The organism is Aquabacter albus, from assembly GCF_040049275.1.
Taxonomy (GTDB): Bacteria; Pseudomonadota; Alphaproteobacteria; order Rhizobiales; family Xanthobacteraceae; genus Aquabacter.
Window position 1 is genome coordinate 1 of the sequence record NZ_JBDZDT010000003.1, and the last position, 13,605, is coordinate 13,605.

At 66.1% G+C, this 13,605-nt stretch carries 11 protein-coding genes; 8 read left to right on the forward strand and 3 right to left on the reverse strand.

The window, feature by feature from the left end:
* The 3 genes from ABLE91_RS06530 to ABLE91_RS06540 form a co-directional block, all read left to right on the forward strand.
* Window positions 1–434: branched-chain amino acid ABC transporter permease (locus ABLE91_RS06530; protein WP_348929631.1), on the forward strand; the 434-nt coding region annotated here is incomplete at its 5' end.
* A 235-nt stretch (window positions 435–669) separates the two neighbouring features.
* Window positions 670–1,533 carry an alpha/beta fold hydrolase gene (locus tag ABLE91_RS06535; RefSeq protein WP_510181926.1) on the forward strand — a complete coding sequence of 288 codons (864 nt, stop codon included), beginning with the start codon at window positions 670–672 and terminating at the stop codon, window positions 1,531–1,533.
* An 83-nt stretch (window positions 1,534–1,616) separates the two neighbouring features.
* The gene (locus ABLE91_RS06540; protein WP_348929637.1) at window positions 1,617–2,546 is read left to right on the forward strand and encodes a glycosyltransferase family 2 protein; all 930 of its coding nucleotides are present in this window, start codon (window positions 1,617–1,619) and stop codon (window positions 2,544–2,546) included.
* A gap of 108 nt (window positions 2,547–2,654) precedes the next feature.
* Here the strand turns inward: ABLE91_RS06540 and ABLE91_RS06545 are convergent, their stop codons facing one another.
* Window positions 2,655–3,719, reverse strand: a complete 1,065-nt coding sequence (locus tag ABLE91_RS06545; RefSeq protein ID WP_348929640.1) for a tartrate dehydrogenase — start codon at window positions 3,717–3,719, stop codon at window positions 2,655–2,657.
* Window positions 3,720–3,839: 120 nt separating this feature from the next.
* On the opposite strand from ABLE91_RS06545, the gene ABLE91_RS06550 reads away from it, so the two are divergent.
* Entirely contained in the window at window positions 3,840–4,745 is a 906-nt protein-coding gene (locus ABLE91_RS06550; protein ID WP_348929643.1) for a LysR family transcriptional regulator, read from the forward strand.
* A 159-nt stretch (window positions 4,746–4,904) separates the two neighbouring features.
* On the opposite strand, the gene pap is transcribed toward ABLE91_RS06550, so the two are convergent.
* Complete coding sequence (gene pap / locus ABLE91_RS06555) at window positions 4,905–6,389, reverse strand: polyphosphate:AMP phosphotransferase (protein ID WP_348929646.1); 1,485 nt, start codon at window positions 6,387–6,389, stop codon at window positions 4,905–4,907.
* 146 nt (window positions 6,390–6,535) lie between these two features.
* Here pap and ABLE91_RS06560 point away from each other — a divergent pair, with 146 nt between their 5' ends.
* Complete coding sequence (locus ABLE91_RS06560; protein ID WP_348929649.1) at window positions 6,536–7,519, forward strand: asparaginase; 984 nt, start codon at window positions 6,536–6,538, stop codon at window positions 7,517–7,519.
* Between the two features lie 6 nt (window positions 7,520–7,525).
* On the opposite strand, the gene ABLE91_RS06565 is transcribed toward ABLE91_RS06560, so the two are convergent.
* Complete coding sequence (locus tag ABLE91_RS06565) at window positions 7,526–9,871, reverse strand: amidase family protein (RefSeq protein WP_348929652.1); 2,346 nt, start codon at window positions 9,869–9,871, stop codon at window positions 7,526–7,528.
* A gap of 314 nt (window positions 9,872–10,185) precedes the next feature.
* Between ABLE91_RS06565 and ABLE91_RS06570 the strand changes: the two genes are divergently transcribed.
* From ABLE91_RS06570 to ABLE91_RS06580, 3 genes are all read left to right on the forward strand, one after another.
* The gene (locus ABLE91_RS06570; RefSeq protein ID WP_348929654.1) at window positions 10,186–10,929 is read left to right on the forward strand and encodes a class I SAM-dependent methyltransferase; all 744 of its coding nucleotides are present in this window, start codon (window positions 10,186–10,188) and stop codon (window positions 10,927–10,929) included.
* A gap of 509 nt (window positions 10,930–11,438) precedes the next feature.
* Entirely contained in the window at window positions 11,439–12,722 is a 1,284-nt protein-coding gene (locus ABLE91_RS06575; RefSeq protein WP_348929657.1) for an outer membrane beta-barrel protein, read from the forward strand.
* Between the two features lie 67 nt (window positions 12,723–12,789).
* Window positions 12,790–13,578 (forward strand): metallophosphoesterase family protein, encoded by a 789-nt coding sequence (locus tag ABLE91_RS06580; protein WP_348929659.1) that lies wholly within the window; start codon window positions 12,790–12,792, stop codon window positions 13,576–13,578.
* Window positions 13,579–13,605: the final 27 nt, after the last annotated feature.

Consider the following 13,605-nt stretch of genomic DNA (forward strand, 5'->3'; position numbering starts at 1 on the left):
TCTACCGGGCGGTGCACTCGCCGTTCGGACAGGTGCTGAAAGCGATCCGCGAGAACGAGCCGCGCGCCATCTCGCTGGGCTACCGGGTGAACCAATACAAGACCCTCGCCTTCGTGCTCTCGGCGGCGCTGGCGGGGCTCGCCGGCTCCACCAAGGCCATCGTGTTCCAGCTCGCCTCGCTCACCGACGTCGCCTGGCAGATGTCGGGCGAAGTGATCCTGATGACCCTGGTGGGCGGCATGGGCACCATCCTCGGCCCGGTGGTGGGCGCCGCCATCATCGTCACCATGCAGAACTACCTCGCCTCGCTGGGCGAATGGGTGCTCGTCATCCAGGGCGTCATCTTCGTGCTGGCGGTGTCGCTCTTCAGACGGGGCGTCGTGGGCGAGATCATCGCCTTCCTGCAGGCGCGCAAGGAAAAGGCGGCGAAGTAAGCCTCCTTCCGGACATCATCCCCGGGCTTGACCCGGGGATCTCCCCCCGACCCGAGGGGATGGCCGGGTCAAGCCCGGCCATGACGATGGTTGGTGCGCTATGGCTTGGAGCGCGATGGAATCATGCCGCCCCGGCATAAGCGCTCCCACCCCGCCTGTGCCAAGGTACGCTCCAACAAAAGCGGAGGAGAAGATGCCCCTGGAAGGCGTAACGGAACTCGGCCCGGCCCCGCTCATGGACGGCTTCCGCCTCCTGGACGTGGCGGTGGGCGACGTCACCATCCGCGCGGCGGTGGCCGGCGAGGGGCCGCCCCTCTTGCTGCTGCACGGCCATCCCCAAACCCATGTGACCTGGCGCAAGATCGCCCCGGCTTTGGCGCGGCGCTTCACGGTCGTGGCGTCCGATCTGCGCGGCTATGGCGACAGCTCCAGGCCCGAGGGCGGCGAAGACCACATCGCCTATTCCAAGCGCGAGATGGCGAAGGACCAGGTGGCGCTCATGGCGCGGCTCGGCTTCGAGCGCTTCGCCCTCATCGGCCACGACCGGGGCGGGCGCGTCGCCCACCGCATGGCGCTCGACTTTCCGGAGGCGGTCTCGAAGGTCTGCGTCATCGACATCGCCCCCACCGCCACCATGTACGCCATGACCGACAAGGCGTTCGCCACCCGCTATTTCTGGTGGTTCTTCCTGATCCAGCCCTATCCCCTGCCCGAGCGCATGATCGGCGCCGACCCGGAATATTTCCTGCGCCGCCATCTCGACGGCCAGACCAAGACCCCCGGCGCCACCGAGCCCGAAGCCTTCGCCGAATATCTGCGCTGCTACATGGACCCGGCTTTGCGCCACGCCATCTGCGAGGATTATCGCGCCGCCGCCGGCATCGACCTCGTCCATGACGCGGCCGATGCGCGCGCACGGATCGAGGCGCCGCTGCTGGCCTTGTGGGGCGGGCGCGGCGTGGTGGGCGAGCTCTATGACGTCCTCGCCACTTGGCGCGAGAAGGCGGGTGAGGTAAGCGGCCGCGCGCTGGATTGCGGCCATCTGGTGCAGGAAGAGCGGCCGGAGGAGACATTGAACGAGCTGATGAATTTCCTCTGACGCGGAACCGGACGGGATCAGTTGACTTGATCCACGCCCACGCCGCAGGTTGAATGCGGCGATCTTCGCCCCGGAACCCTGCCTTGCCCGCCGTCTCCGTCTGCATCCCCGCCTATCGGCAGGTGGCCGCCCTTGAGCAGGCCCTGGATTCGCTCGTAGTCCAGCGCTTCACCAACTATGACGTGGTGATCACCGACGATTCGCCGGACAGCGAGGTGGAAGCGCTGATCCGCACCTATGATTTCGGCGGCCGGCTGCGCTATTTCCGCAATCCGCACCCCCTCGGCGCGCCGCGCAACTGGGACGAGGCCATCCGCCTGTCCCACGCGCCGCTCATCAAGATGCTGCATCCCCACGACCGCTTCGCCCATCCCGATGCGCTCGGGCGGTTCGTGGCCCTGATGGACGAGAACCCCGACTGCCTGCTGGGCTTCGCCGCGAGCCGGGTGGAGGATGAAGCCGGCCAGACGTCCCTCAACGCCGCCGATCCCGCCCAGCTGGCGGACCTGAAGCGCCGGCCGGAACGGCTGCTGCTGGGCGATGTGATCGGATCGGCCAGCGCCGCCATCCGCCGCCGCGCGCCGCCTTTGGAGTATGATCCGCGCCTGACGCGGCTGGTGGATGTGGATCTCCATTTGCGCGCGCTGCGCCTCAACCCGCGCCTCGCCTATCTGGAAGAGCCGCTCACCCTCATCTCCACCGAGCCGCCCCCTTCCACGCCCGAAGATCGGACGCTGGAGGTGCGCGAGGCGCTCGTCATCTTCCAGAAGGTGTTCGACCAGCTCCACGACGACCCGGACGCGGCCCTTTACTGGTGGCGCATGCTGAAGCGCCACAAGGTGCGCAGCTTCAAGCAGCTGGTGCGTCTGGGCGAGCCGCCGCCGGCGCTCGCCGCTTATTTCCGCCGCCTCTATGCCTGCCCGCCGCGGGACGGCGAGCGCAGCCTTGCCGACGCCCTCACCGCTCCGTTCCGGCTGGCTTGGCGGCCGATCCACACGCTGTTCAAGTCCTAAGGATTTTTCCCTCTCCTCCGTCATCCCCGGACTTGATCCGGGGATCTTCCGACGGTGAGCGCAACAGCGGGAGATGGCCGGGTCAAGCCCGGCCATGACGACGCTTTTTCAGCCCGCCACCGCCTCGGCAATGGCCTTCCCGCACTCCACGGTGGACGCCTTGCCGCCGAGATCGCGGGTGCGCAAGGACGGCTCCGCCAGCACGGTCTCGATGGCGGCCACCACCGCGTCCGCCGCATCTTTGTGGCCGAGATGCTCCAACATCATGGCGCCGGACCAGATCTGGCCGATGGGGTTGGCGATGCCCTGGCCGGCAATGTCCGGGGCCGAGCCGTGCACCGGCTCGAACATGGAGGGAAACTCCCGCTCGGGATTGATGTTGGCCCCCGGCGCGATGCCGAGCGAGCCTGCCACCGCCGGGCCAAGGTCGGAGAGGATGTCGCCGAACAGGTTGGAGGCCACCACCACGTCGAAGCGGTCCGGATTCATCACGAAATGGGCCGCGAGGATGTCGATATGGTACTGGTCGGTGCGGATGTCGGGATAATCCTTGCTCATCGCCGCGAAGCGCTCGTCCCAATAGGGCATGGTGTGGACGATGCCGTTGGACTTGGTGGCGGAGGTGACGTGCTTCTTCGCCCGCGTGCGCGCCAGCTCGAACGCATAGCGCATGATGGCGTCGGTGCCCTTGCGGGTGAAAACCGCCTGCTGGGAGGCGAACTCCCGTTCCGTGCCGGCGAACATGCGCCCGCCAATGACGGAATACTCGCCCTCATTGTTCTCGCGCACCACGTAGAAGTCGATGTCCTTCGCCGTGCGCCCGGCGAGCGGCGAGGTCATGCCCTTCAGCAGCCGCACGGGGCGGAGGGCCACATATTGCTGGAAGGTGCGGCGGATGGGGATGAGCAGGCCCCAGAGCGAGACATGGTCCGGCACGCCGGGAAAGCCCACCGCGCCGAGATAAATGGCGTCATGCCCCTTGATGCGGTCGAGGCCGTCCTTGGGCATCATCTCGCCGTGCTTCTGGAAATAGGCGCAGCTCCAGTCGAAATGATCCCATTGGAAGGAAATGCCGAAGCGCTTGCCGGCAGCCTCCAGCACCCGGATGCCCTCGGGCACCACTTCGTTGCCGATGCCGTCGCCGGGAATGGCGGCGATGCGATACTGCGCCATGACATCCTCCTTGGGGCTTTGGCCCCTGCTTGGTCCGCGAGCGGGACGGCGGCACACTATCGCGCAGCGGTGCAAATGCCCTATGCCGATTGCACCTTGTTCCATATCGAGGTGGCATGAATGGAAGCGGCGTGGCTGGAGGACTTCATCGCGCTGGCGGAGTGCATGAATTTTTCCCGCGCGGCGGAGCGCCGGAATGTCACCCAGCCCGCCTTCAGCCGCCGCATCCGCGCGCTGGAAGCCTGGGTGGGCGCGCCTTTGTTCGACCGCGACACCCATCGCCTCGCGCTGACCCCGGCGGGAGACGCCTTCCACCCCGTGGCGGAAGAAGCGCTGCATCTCCTCCAGCGCGGGCGCAAAGCGGCCGTCGAGGCGGCGCGGGGGGCCTCGGGGGAGCTGACCTTCCTTGCCACCCATGCCTTGTCGCTCACCTTCTTCCCGGCGTGGCTGCGCACTTTGGAAGGCGCGGTGGCGGACAGCGCGGTGCGCCTCGCGGCGGACAACATGGAGGCGTGCGAGCGCATGATGCTGGAAGGGCGCGGGCAGTTCTTCCTCTGCCACCACCACCCCGCCGCGCCGAGCCGGCTGGATGCCTCCGGCTTCCTCTCGGTGACGCTGGGGGCGGACACGCTGATCCCGGTCTGCGGGCGCGATGGCGAGGGAAGACCGCTCCATGCCCTGCCGGGCACGAAGGAGGCCCCGGTACCCTATCTCGCCTTCAGCGCGGAATCCGGCATGGGCCGCATCGTGGAGGCGGCCCGCGCGGCCGGCGGGCCAGCGGCGGTGCTGAAGCCGGTCTTCACCTCGCATCTTTCCACGGCGCTGAAAATGCTGGCGGCGGACGGGCGCGGCGTCGCCTATGCTCCGCTCAGTCTTGCGGCGGACGACCTGGAGCCGGGCGGCCGCCTCGCCCGCGCGGGCGGCGAGGAATGGGACATCCCCATGGAAATCCGCCTGCTGCGCCCGAAGGCGCGCATGACGCCGGCAGCGGAAGCGTTCTGGAAGGCGGCGGCTGGCGGTCTGTGAACCGTTGTCATATGCGCTCCCTCTCCCGCTTGCGGGGGAGGGCTGGGGAGGGGGAAGGCGCACGCCCTCAATCCCGAGGCCATGGCTCTGCTTGAGGTGCCCCCTCCCTAACCCTCCCCCGCAAGCGGGAGAGGGAATCCAGAAGACGGCCCCTCGCCCCTACCCCGCCGCCTTCTCCAGCCGGTCGGCGATGGTGGTGAGGACCTGCACCCGGCACCAGTGCTTGTCCTGCGCCGTCACAAGCGTCCAGGGGGCGTAATAGGTGCTGGTGCGGTCCACCATGTCGGTCACGGCGGCATCGTAGAGGGGCCATTTCTCGCGGTTGCGCCAATCCTCGGGGGTGAGCTTGAAGCGCTTGTAGGCGACGCGCTCGCGTTCTTCGAAGCGGCGCGCCTGCTCGTCCTGGGTGATGGCGAGCCAGAACTTCACCACCACATAGCCCGCCTCGCACAGTTCGTGCTCGAAATCGTTGATCTCGCCATAGGCCCGGCCCCACTCGTCAGGCGCGGCGAAATTCTCCACCCGCTCCACTAGCACGCGCCCGTACCAGCTGCGGTCGAACACGGCGACATCGCCGCGCTTCGGCACGGACCGCCAGAAGCGCCAGAGATAGGGCCGGGCCTTCTCCTCGTCCGTGGGCGCGCTGATGGGGTGGACCAGGAAATGGCGCGGGTCGAGCGCCTGGCGCAAGCGCATGATGGTACTGCTCTTGCCGGCCGCATCGCTCCCCTCGAACACGCAGACGAGCCCGCTCTTGCTGAATTTGGCGGATTGCGTGAAGCGCGTGATGCGCCGCTGCTGGATGTCCAGCCGCGCGCGATATTCGTCGTCCGGCAGTGCGTTCGAGAAATCGAGGCTGGAGAGGATGCTCACCTTCGGCAGCGCGTCGGGCAGGGCCTTGACCGGTTCCGGCGCGGGGGCCGGCGGCGGCGGAGGCTGGATCGCCTTCTCCAGCACTTCCATCAGCGCATGGCCGACCATGGCGTCGCGATAATGATCATCCTCGGAGGGCACGACGATCCAGGGCGCCTCCACCGTGGAGGTGATGCGGAACGCCTCCGTCGCCGCCGCCTCCAGATGCCGCCGCTGCTTCTTGCCGGAAATCGCCTCCCATTCCCGCACCACGGGGCGGTCGGGCTTGCCGCGCAGGGCCTTCAGGCGGGCGAGGGCCTCCCGCGGCTCCAGATAGAGCCACAGCTTCAGGATGAAGACGCCCTCGCGCCACAGCATCTCCTCGAAGCGGTTGATGGCGTTGAGGCGCTCGGTGAAGCGCGTGCGTCCCTCCCCGTCCAGCACGTGGGAGGCCAGGACGTCGTGATACCAGGAGCCGAGCACGATGCCGATCTCCCCGGCGGCGGGCATGTCGCGCCAATAACGCCACATGTCGGGGCGGGCGCTCTCCTCGCAGGTGGGCGCCTCATAGGTCAGCGTGCGCAGCTTGCGGGCATCGAGCCAGCCATAGAGCTGGTTGAGCACGGCGCCCTTACCGGCGCCGTCCGCGCCGCCCAGCAGCACCAGGATGCTGCGCTTCCGGCCCGCGATCAGCTCCGCCTGGAGGTCGAGCAGGTCCTCGTGGAGCTTGGGCTCCAGCGCCTTGAACGCCGCCTTGTCGAGGCGCCTCTCGATCTTCATGGAATCAAACATGAAATACCCGTCCCGTGAACGGCGGGCATGGTCTGGCGGTCGGGAGACCGCGTCAAGCCGGCCGGCTTGATGCGCCGCGCCGCCTTGCTGCATGCTTTCCGCTTCGCCTGTTCGCCTGCCTTCCCTCCCCGGCCGGAGCCGCGCCCTTGCCCCATATCGTCATACTTGCCACCGGCGGCACCATTGCCGGCGCCTCGGATGCCCGGTCTCAAGCCGGCTACAATGCCGGCCAGATCTCGGCGGAGCAGCTGGTGGCCGCCGCGCCGGGCCTGGAGATGATCGCCCGCATCAGCACCGAGCAGGTCGCCACCATCGGCAGCCAGGACATGAACGAGACGGTGTGGTTCACGCTCGCCGCGCGCATCGATGCGCTCCTGGCCCGGGACGATGTGGACGGCGTCCTCGTCACCCATGGCACCGACACGCTGGAGGAGACGGCGCTGTTTCTCGACCTGGTGGTGAGCGGCGAGAAGCCGGTGGTGCTGGTGGGCGCCATGCGGCCGGCCACCGCCCTCAGCGCCGACGGCCCGCTCAACCTTTTAGAGGCGGTGCTGGTGGCCACCGCGCCGCAGGCCCGCAACCGGGGCACGCTGGTGGTCCTGAACGACATGATCCATGGCGCCATGGACGTGACCAAAAGCAGCACCATGGAGGTGCAGACCTTCCGCTCGCCGAATTTCGGCCCGGCGGGGCATGTGACGCCCAATGGCGTCGTCTTCTTCCGCCGGGCGGCCCGCCGCCCGGTCACGTACATTCTGCCCCCCGCCCCGCCTTTGCCGCGCGTCTCCATCATCTATGCCCATGCCGGCATGGATGACGGGGAGATCCGGGGCGCGGTGGCGGCGGGCGCCAAGGGCATCGTGCTGGCCGGCGTCGGCGACGGCAACGCCGCCAAGGCGGCCATCGCCGCGCTGTCGGAGGCGGTGGCCGCCGGCATCGTCGTGGTGCGCGCGAGCCGCACGGGCTCGGGGCCGGTGATGCGCAACATCGAGGTGCCGGACGACGCTTTGGGCTTCGTCGCGTCGGACTTCTACGGGCCGGCGAAGGCCCGCGTCCTGCTCCAGCTCCTCATCGCCAATGGCATCACCACGCCCGGCGCGGTGCAAATGGCCTTTGGCGGGCCGATCTGACCCGCCTCAGAGGGGCCCGAAAGCCGGCGGCGGGACGCGGCGGCGAGAGGCCGCCTCGTAGGCGGACGCCACTTTCAGGAGGATGTCCTCCCGGCCCGGCTCGGCGCGGAACACCAGCGAGAAGGGCAGGCCCGGCGCCGGGATCTGCGTCGGCTCCTCGGAGGCGCGCGAGGTCCAGCGGGAGCCGTCCGGCAGGAGCTCGTGGACGGGATCGTAGACCGTGGTCACGTATCCCGCCGGCACCAGGGCCTCGGTGAGGCCGGCATTGGGTCCGTCGAAGGATTCCGGCAGGAGGTTCTGGTCGCGGGATGCGTCCAGGCCGAACATGGTGCGCGGCTGCCGCGCCCCGCCGATCTTGGCCGGCGCGAACGGCGTGTGCAGGCGCACGAGGGCATCGAGCTTGTTCTCGTAGATCACCATCATGTCCACGCGCCGCAGCAGTTCCCGCAGCATGATGCGCTCGTTCACGCCCTGCCGCTGGTCGAAGCGGTTGCGCATGTCCACCACATCTTCCCAGTTCTTGAACGCGGCACGCTGGTCGTCACCCCAGAATTTGGAGCGCGCGTTGAGGGCGGCGAAGGTCGTGAGCGTCTCCTCGAAGCCCAGCGCCTTCCAGTCCTGCGCGCGGCGGCCGAGATACTGGTGGATGTGGAACTGGAAGGCGTTGGCGAGCTGCTGCTGCTGCACGCTCATCAAATCGAAATTGGCGGGCGGCGTGATCTTCCCTTCCGCCAGCGCCACGAAATAGTCGATGGGCCGCATGGTGCCCGAGCCGAAGATCTTCCCCGGCATGAACTCGGTGGGGATGATGGCGGCGGCGAATTCCTCGAACAAGGGCGTGCCGTCCAGCTTCAGGCGGAACAGCAGCTCGGGCATGAAGACCGGCACCATGCGGGCGAGCGCGGTACGGAAGTCCACGTTCATGGGCTCGATCTCGGGATCAGGCGTCCAGTGCGCGTGGGCGGATTCCACGAGTTGCGCGCCGAGCGCGTCGCGCAGCACCGCCTTGATCTCCCGGTCCGCCGCCTCGACGATGGGCACCTCGGTCTTGGAGCCCGGCGGGATGATCATGGATTCCCGGATGATGCCGAGCCGCAGGCCCTTCAGCGGGGCCGGCGCCGCGGCGTGGACGGCATAGGAGGGCAGGATGGACGAGCGCGGGACGGTGGTGAACACGTCGCGCGGGTCGTAATAGCCTTCCTCGTCGTCCTTCAGCGCGTCCAGCACCTTGGCGCAGTCGCCGATGGCGCGGCAGTGGATGCCGGTGCGGTCCACATAGATGTCCGCCCCGATGGCGCCGCCGTCGAAGCCGATGAGCGACTTGTGGGGCAGGAGCAGCGCAACCGCATTGTGGTTGGACGGACCGCGGCACGAGGCGCGGGTCTCTTCGCCCAGGCTCGCCATCACCAGATTGGTGCTCACCGAGAGCGCCGAGCCGGAGGAGGAGCCGAGCGAGGCCGAGCGGGTGGTGTCGTAGGGATTGCCCGGCGTGCCGCCCCAGGAGGAGCGCTGATAGCCGAGCACGGAGGGCAGGACCTTCGTCGGCTCGTGCGCGCCGCCCGGGTCACCGCCGCGGCCGTTATATTCGGTCATCACCGCCTTGGCGAAGATGATGGCGCCCTTCTTGCGGAGCTGGTCCACCAGCACATGGTCGCGGGCCGGCACGTCGATATCATAAGCCGCATCACCGCCGCCGGTGGAGCGCATGTCCTTCACGTCGAAGGCATCCTTGAAGGAGAAGACGACGCCGTACATGGGCATCTTCTCAAGGTCGGGATTCGTGCCGTACTGCGCGTCCAACGCCGCCGCCTGCTCCAGCGCGTCGGGGAGATGGCGGAACATCTCGCACATGGGCGGCGCGCCGGCCGGCAGCGGACCCTTGGACGGGTGGAGGTCGAAATCCCCCTTGCAGGTGACCGAGCGCTCGCCGCGAATGTTAAGGGTGGCCAGCGCGTTCACCTGCCTGGCATCGGGGATGCCGGTGACCCAGCCATATTGCTGGAGCACGGAGGGGTCCGAGGACGTGGGCTCCATGCGGCCATATTCCAGCGGGGGGCCGGCATAGCGCGCGAAATCGGGAAGGATGTCCGCCGCCGCCACCGTTTCCTGCGGAAAGGCGATGGGCGAACCGCCGCGCACGGTGCCTTCGGCCGCCGGGACGGGCGCCCCGTCCGCCGTGACCAATCGGGTGCACACGCCATTATAGGCCCGGACCCGCGCCACATATTGCTTCACCACATCGAGGCAGGTGGTGGCCCCGCTCCGGATCGCCGCGTGCAGCGCGTCTATGGTCGCCTCTTCCACACGGAAGGGGGTCTTCACAACATCGCTGCGGTCAGTCTTGGCATCCATGATGGACCTCTTCTTTCTTTGTGGGCCGACGATGGCGGGCAGGAAATGGAGATTGGCGTCAGAGGGCTGTCCCGTCGGATCACCGCCACAAGGGTGACCCCCATGACGGCTGCATCGCACTGGCCCTATCCGCTGGCGCGGCGGGTTTCAATCCTCTTTCCTAACATGAAAGTTCCTGGAAAGCGGAAGACATCGACCTGCCCTAGCGGCTTCGGTTCTTTTGCTCGGGGCCATTCGGCGGAATGACATCGCGCCGTAGCGCTCCTGCCGTTAAAAGCGCGTCACCATCCATATTCGGTCGGAGCCGGGACGTCATGTATGCCGTGGAATGGCACAAGGTCTATTCCGACAAGACGGCCCATTCCGCGCGGACGATCCTGCCCGATCTCATGTCGCTCTTCCAGGTCAGGAGCCTGCTCGAAGTCGGCTGCGGCAACGCCCATTGGGCGCAGGCGGCGATCCATGCCGGTGTCGAGGATTGCCTTGCGGTGGACGGGCCCTGGAACAAGGCCGAGGAGTTGCTCATCGATCCGCAACTCTACCGGGTGCGCGACCTCTCGGAGTCGCTGAATCTCGAACGGCGGTTCGACATGAGCGTCTGCCTGGAGGTGGCGGAGCATCTAGACGGCGCGTTTTCCGACATCCTGGTTAATTCGCTCACCGCGAGCGCGGATATCGTGCTCTTCAGCGCCGCTATTCCCCTCCAAGGCGGCTATCGGCATGTGAACGAGCAATGGCCGTCCTGGTGGCAATCGAAATTCTCCGCCGCCGGATTTGACGTCTTCGACCTTGTCCGGCCGAAGCATTGGCTGAACCGGGATATCCATTACTGGTATCGGCAGAACACATTTGTTTATGTTCGCCGCGACAACAGGGCAAAGATCGACATTGCAACAGACGCGCAAAGAACCCTTTACGCGTCGCCCATCCTTCTCGACGCAGTGCATCCTGAAAAATACGAGCGCATGGCGTCCTATGACGCCATCGCCGGAAAGCGATTGGCCCGCGAGCTGCCGGGCTGGGTCTTCAGGCGACTGAGGACTTTGCTGCGCCTCTAGCCGGTGCCGCCCGGCCCGCGCATGCAGGCCCTTCAGAAACTGCAACTTGGCGACGGTAAGGTCTTGACGCTCACGCGGGGCACAGGCCGCAAGAGCTCTGAACAGACCCATGCAGAGCGCCAATACGCGCCAAATAACTTGAGCCTTACCGCTGCCGCGAAACTTAACGCCGCAAGCTTCCGTTCATCAGAAAGCCCTCGCATCCGCCAGCGTTCACACCTCGATGAAATTTAGTGGCTCCAATATATACACAACATAATGTTGATGATTACAAAAATACGACAATGTTGACTTGGACATTTTGCCTGATTTGAGGGCATATGACCTAAACTGCCCCACTTGATACCCAATATAAAACTTGTTAGACCTCCAACGAAACGCTGGGGCTACCGCGTTTCGTCAGGTGGCTGGGGGCGTCGACGTTGCAATCCAACGGCGGAATGAAAGGTTTGAGGTGGGCGCACCGCGCGCCCGCTCGCTTGTCATGTTCGCTTCTTGCCTGTCTGGCCATGGGTTCCGCGCCCGTCGCGGCGCAGGTGGTGCAGGCTTCCGGCACGCCGGTCCCCACCGTTTTCGCCAATGATTGGGGAGAGTTCGGGTCGAAGAAGTCCGCGGCTGGACAGACCCTGATCAAGCCCGACGAGCACACGTTCCAGCTTGGGGACTGGCTGATCAACGGCACCCTCAACGCCGGCGTGCTCTACAACGACAACCTGTTCGGCACAGAGACCAACCAGGTGGGCAGCTGGGGCTTCGGCGTCGCGCCCACCATCGTCGCCGAGCGGTCCAGCGGGCTGGTCAAGACGAGCCTCTATGGCGCCTTGAACGCCGATTTCTACGAGACGACCAGCAAGGCCGACACCGTCACCGGCCGCGGCGGCATGGTCAATCTCTGGGAAATCCAGCGGGATATGATCTTTCGCACCCAGCTGGATTACTACCGCGGGATTTATTACCCGGGCGGCGCCGGAAACGTCCCCCTCGGGCAAACAATTTACAGCAGCCCCGAAGGCTATAACCAGTATTTCGGCTCCATGGGCGTGCACAAGGAAATCGGTCGGGCCTTCGTGGATCTGGGCGCAAGCATCAAGCACCTGGATTATGCCGATCCGAGCGCCGTATCGGGCCAGGCCTTCACGGTGAACTCCCCAGATGGCACCACCTATACGCTCACGGGCCGCGTCGGATACGAAATTTCTCCGGTTATCTATGTCTTCCTCGAGCCACAGGTAAACTGGTGGCAGTATCAAAACAGCCTCTTTGACTCCAACGGCGTGCGCCTCATCGGCGGCATCGGCACCGACCGGATCGGGCTGTTCCGGGGCGAGATCTACGGCGGCTATCAGGTCCAGGACTTCGGAAACGCCTCCTTCGGGGATGTGGACATGCCGGTGCTCGGCATGATCCTCGCCTGGTATCCCACCCGCCTCATCACCGTGAATTTCACGGTGGACCAGTCGGTTGCCGTTTCCGCGCCGACCCTGGCCTTCACCACCGACAATATCGGCATCTATAATTCCTACGTCACCAAGAACACCAACATTGCCCTCACCGGCACGTATGAAATCACCCGGCAGCTTTCCTCCGTGGCGGGCGTGTCATACCTGCATGCGGACTATGTGAACCAGCCGCGGGTCGACAACCAGTGGGGCCTGATGGCGGGATTGACCTACATGCTTGTGAACAACTGGGGCATCAACCTCAACTACACATACACAAACGTTGATTCCAATATTCCCACCGACAGCTTCGTCCAGAATATCGTGCGGATTTCCGCCCGCGGTCAGATCTGACATGTGCCAGGGCCATATGAGATTTCGGACACGTTGGAGCGCCCGCCGCGCCCGGCTATCCTAGACCATGCTTCGTCGCGCCCGATCTCTTTTCAAAGGCCCGGAACCGGTGGCTGTTCAACATTGCCTTCCGGAGAACCGGCTCGTTTATGCCATTGCTGATCTCCACGGCCGGGCAGATCTCCTGCAGCTTGCGGCAGAGGCGATCGCGAAGGACATGGCCGACGCGCCGGGGGCGGACACCCTCACGGTCTTTCTCGGCGACTATGTGGACCGCGGCCCGAACTCGGCGGATGTGATCGAGCGCCTCAGCGCCGGGGATTTTCCAACCCCGATCGTCGCGCTGCTCGGCAACCACGAATACATCATGCGCCAGGCATGGGAGTCCGACCCGGCCTTGTTGCAATGGTGCGACTTTGGCGGTCTCCCGACCCTCTTCTCCTACGGCGTCGACGTGCGGGGCCTGCAGCGCGGCACGAACATCGCGGAAGCCCGCAGCGCCTTCTGCGCCGCCTTGCCCCCGCGCCACCGCCTATGGCTTGAAAACCTGCGCTCCAGCTTCGAGCTCGGCGACTATTTCTTCTGCCACGCCGGCGTGCGGCCGGACGTCGCCTTGTCGGACCAGGCCATCGAAGACCTCATCTGGATCCGCGAGGCGTTCACATCCAGCGGCAAATCCCATGGCAAGTTCATCGTTCACGGGCACACCCCGGTCATGGAGCCGGACGTCCGCGACAACCGGATCAATATCGACACCGGCGCGTGCATGACCGGCAAGCTCACCATTCTGCGGCTCCAGGGGGAGACGCGCCGGCTCATGCAGGTGTCCGCGAAAGGGCTGCGACCCGCAAAATGACGGCCGCCCCGCAATCGCGGCCGCCAA

Bases quoted from the DNA above. Each gene is read 5' to 3' on its own strand.
- ABLE91_RS06535 (WP_510181926.1), top strand. From the start codon at position 670: ATGGACGGCTTCCGCCTCCTGGACGTGGCGGTGGGCGACGTCACCATC.
- ABLE91_RS06545 (WP_348929640.1), bottom strand. From the start codon at position 3,719: ATGGCGCAGTATCGCATCGCCGCCATTCCCGGCGACGGCATCGGCAAC.
- ABLE91_RS06550 (WP_348929643.1), top strand. From the start codon at position 3,840: ATGGAAGCGGCGTGGCTGGAGGACTTCATCGCGCTGGCGGAGTGCATG.
- pap (WP_348929646.1), bottom strand. From the start codon at position 6,389: ATGTTTGATTCCATGAAGATCGAGAGGCGCCTCGACAAGGCGGCGTTC.
- ABLE91_RS06565 (WP_348929652.1), bottom strand. From the start codon at position 9,871: ATGGATGCCAAGACTGACCGCAGCGATGTTGTGAAGACCCCCTTCCGT.
- ABLE91_RS06570 (WP_348929654.1), top strand. From the start codon at position 10,186: ATGTATGCCGTGGAATGGCACAAGGTCTATTCCGACAAGACGGCCCAT.
- ABLE91_RS06575 (WP_348929657.1), top strand. From the start codon at position 11,439: ATGGGTTCCGCGCCCGTCGCGGCGCAGGTGGTGCAGGCTTCCGGCACG.
- ABLE91_RS06580 (WP_348929659.1), top strand. From the start codon at position 12,790: ATGCTTCGTCGCGCCCGATCTCTTTTCAAAGGCCCGGAACCGGTGGCT.